The following is a 1,684-nucleotide window of genomic DNA, read 5'->3' as shown; positions in this document are numbered from 1 at the left end:
GGCGAGCCGGCCCGCGGCGCCCCCGCCGCCGGCGTGCACGGCCGCGGTCGGGCTCGGGGTGGGGGACGCGCCGCGCGCCAGGACCCGCAGGGTGCCCTTGACCTTGGCCTCGGTGCCGTCGCAGGTGACGGTGATGCCGTGTTCGCCGGGCGTCGCGGTGGAGGCGACGCGGGCCTCGGCGGCGAGTCCGGTGCCGTCCGCCGCGGGGGCGAGCTCGGCGTCGGCCACGAAGGCCTCGGACACGGCGCGGCCCGTCGTCCCCGCGCATCCGGCGACGGTGAGCTCGATCTCGGCGCCGGGTGCCGGGGAGTCGGGCCCGACGGTGACCGATCCGCCGTCCCCGGCGCCGTGGGCCGCGGCGACCGGGACCGTCACCAGTGCCGCGGCCACCGTGACGGCACGGAGAGCAAGCAGACCTCTACGCATCGTGAACCTCCTGATACTGGCAGGTTCACGCGCGGCGGGCGATTCCGCATCTCGGGACCGGACCGCCGCAGGTCAGCCGTGTCGGCCGGGGCGGTCCGGGGCGGACGGGGCGGTCCGGGGCAGCCCCGGGGCGGACGGGGCGGTCCGGGTCAGACGAGGTCGACGAGGTCCGCGATGGAGTCGACGACGTGGGACGGCGTGAACGGGTACTTCGCGATGTCGGCGTCGCTGGTCAGACCCGTCCGCACGAGGAAGGTCTGCATCCCGGCCTCCAGGCCGGCCAGCACGTCGGTGTCCATCCGGTCACCGATCATGGCGGCGGTCTCGGAGTGCGCACCGATCGCGTTCAGCCCCGTGCGCATCATCAGCGGGTTGGGCTTGCCCGCGAAGTAGGGCTGCTTGCCGGTGGCCTTGGTGATGAGCGCGGCGACGGCGCCGGTGGCGGGCAGCGGGCCCTCGGTGGAGGGGCCGGTCTCGTCCGGGTTGGTGCAGATGAAGCGCGCACCGCCGTTGATGAGCCGGACCGCCTTGGTCATCGCCTCGAAGCTGTAGGTGCGTGTCTCGCCGAGGACGACGTAGTCGGGGGCGTGGTCGGTGAGGACGTAGCCGATGTCGTGCAGGGCCGTGGTGAGGCCGGCCTCGCCGATGACGTAGGCGGTGCCGCCGGGGCGCTGGGCGTCCAGGAACTTGGCGGTGGCGAGCGCGGAGGTCCAGATGTTGCCGACCGGGACCTCGAGGCCCATGCGGGTGAGGCGGGCCTGGAGGTCGCGGGCGGTGTAGATCGAGTTGTTCGTCAGGACCAGGAAGGGCTTGCCGGAGTCGCGCAGCTTCTTGATGAAGGCGTCGGCGCCCGCGATCGGGACGCCTTCGTGGATGAGCACCCCGTCCATGTCGGTGAGCCACGATTCGATGGGCTTGCGCTCTGCCATGGGGTGCACTCCTGCGGTCCGCGTTGAGACAAATGAGCTGTACGGGTCGCCGGAACGACGCTGTGCCGACGCCCCTCACCCTAATCAGGCCCGGCTGATCTTGACCCCCGTCGACCGCCTCGAACCCCGTTGCCGCCCGCGCCGTACCGGCCGTGGGCCCGGTCGTTCGGTCAGCCGGTGGCGCACGCCGGGCCGGACGTGGACGTGGACGCGGGTGAACAGGGGCGCGCGCGGGACGGGTTCAGCGGCGGCTGCGCAGGGCCGTGACGAGGGCGGCGCCGCACAGCAGGCACAGGGCGGCGGCCCCGGCGAGGGCGGGGAGCGGGGGG

At 73.9% G+C, this 1,684-nt stretch carries 2 protein-coding genes; both read right to left on the bottom strand.

Annotated elements, in window-relative coordinates:
- On the bottom strand, window positions 1-426 hold a 426-nt coding region (locus GTW43_RS30865), incomplete at its 3' end, for a hypothetical protein (protein WP_161305283.1).
- A gap of 149 nt (window positions 427-575) precedes the next feature.
- The gene (locus GTW43_RS30860; RefSeq protein ID WP_161305282.1) at window positions 576-1,355 is read right to left on the bottom strand and encodes an HAD-IIA family hydrolase; all 780 of its coding nucleotides are present in this window, start codon (window positions 1,353-1,355) and stop codon (window positions 576-578) included.
- Between the last annotated feature and the right edge of the window lie 329 nt (window positions 1,356-1,684).

Source organism: Streptomyces sp. SID5785 (assembly GCF_009870065.1).
Taxonomy (GTDB): domain Bacteria; phylum Actinomycetota; class Actinomycetes; order Streptomycetales; family Streptomycetaceae; genus Streptomyces.
Note: the sequence above shows the minus strand (reverse complement) of the source record. Positions and strands in the feature narration are given on the sequence as shown.

Excerpts from the sequence above, each read along its gene's own strand:
- GTW43_RS30860 (WP_161305282.1), bottom strand. The coding sequence starts at position 1,355 with ATGGCAGAGCGCAAGCCCATCGAATCGTGGCTCACCGACATGGACGGG.